This window comes from Citrobacter sp. R-1.5.2 (assembly GCF_035064245.1).
Classification (GTDB): domain Bacteria; phylum Pseudomonadota; class Gammaproteobacteria; order Enterobacterales; family Enterobacteriaceae; genus Citrobacter.
Map to the genome: position 1 here is coordinate 1 of NZ_JASEYC010000069.1, position 1,185 is coordinate 1,185.

Annotated in this window: 1 protein-coding gene; it reads right to left on the minus strand. The window is 48.4% G+C overall.

Going from position 1 to position 1,185, the window contains the following annotated elements:
• Window positions 1-109: 109 nt before the first annotated feature.
• Window positions 110-1,114, minus strand: coding sequence for an IS110-like element IS5075 family transposase (locus tag QMN38_RS26590; protein WP_000427614.1), 1,005 nt, complete (start codon window positions 1,112-1,114; stop codon window positions 110-112).
• Between the last annotated feature and the right edge of the window lie 71 nt (window positions 1,115-1,185).

Consider the following 1,185-nt stretch of genomic DNA (forward strand, 5'->3'; position numbering starts at 1 on the left):
GCCTTTCCGTTTTACAGGTTCCTCAACAGGCCGGTGGGCCGTTAGTATCATCAATATCAGTATTCGCAAAACCAGATGAATGATTGTTTAAACTGGTGTATTTCTGCCTTTATGCTTCGTAAGTTTGCTGTCGCGCCGTCAGTGCCCAGGCTATTCTGGCCAGCTTGTTTGCCAGAGCACAGGTGACGACAAAGTTGCTTTTCCGACACAACAACTCCCTGACCCAGTCGGCCAACTTGCCAGACTGGTGTTCCAGTTTTTGTATGAATACCCTGGCACACTGAACCAACAAAGTTCGGATCTTTTTGTTGCCCCGCTTGCTAATCCCTAACAATGTCGTCCGACCTCCCGTGCTGTACTGTCGGGGTACCAGCCCTGTTGCCGCCGCAAAGTCACGGCTGCTGGCGTACTGCTTCCCGTCGCCAATCTCAGTTGAAATAGTACTGGCAGTCAGCGTTCCAACGCAGGGAATACTCAGCAAGCGCTGTCCAACCTCATCTTCGTCCAACTTTCGTTTCAACTGAGATTCCAGATCTTTAATCTGCTCAACAAGATAGTGATAATGCTGTTGTAATTTCAGCAGTAACTGGCTGAGATAAAGAGGCAAACTACTGTCCTCAAGAAGGGTACTCAGTCGACTAATAACGGCAGCACCTCGCGGAACGCTGATACCAAATTCCAGCAGAAAAGCATGCATCTGATTAGTTGTTTTCACCTTATCCTGAACCAGGGATTCACGGACACGATGCAGAGCTCGCATTGCCTGCTGAGATTCGGTTCTGGGCTGCACGAAACGCATAGATGGACGTGATGCTGCTTCACAGATAGCTTCAGCATCAACGAAGTCATTTTTGTTGCTTTTAACGAATGGGCGGACAAATTGCGGTGATATCAGCTTTGGAAAATGCCCTAACTCTGCCAGCTTGCGTGCCATAAAGTGAGAACCGCCACAGGCTTCCATCGCGATGGTTGTTGCCGGGCATGTCGCCAGAAATTCGATTAGCTTTGGTCGGGTGAATTTTTTACGGTAAACGGCCTTCCCACGATGATCCTGACAATGAATATGGAAAGAGTTCTTACCCAGATCGATACCAATAAGCGCAATGTTTTCCATGATGGTTCTCCGAATGAAAGCCTGTCCTCAGCATAGTACTGGGAAGGAGGGAGTGACCATCTCATTAAATA

Excerpts from the sequence above, each read along its gene's own strand:
- QMN38_RS26590 (WP_000427614.1), bottom strand. The coding sequence starts at position 1,114 with ATGGAAAACATTGCGCTTATTGGTATCGATCTGGGTAAGAACTCTTTC.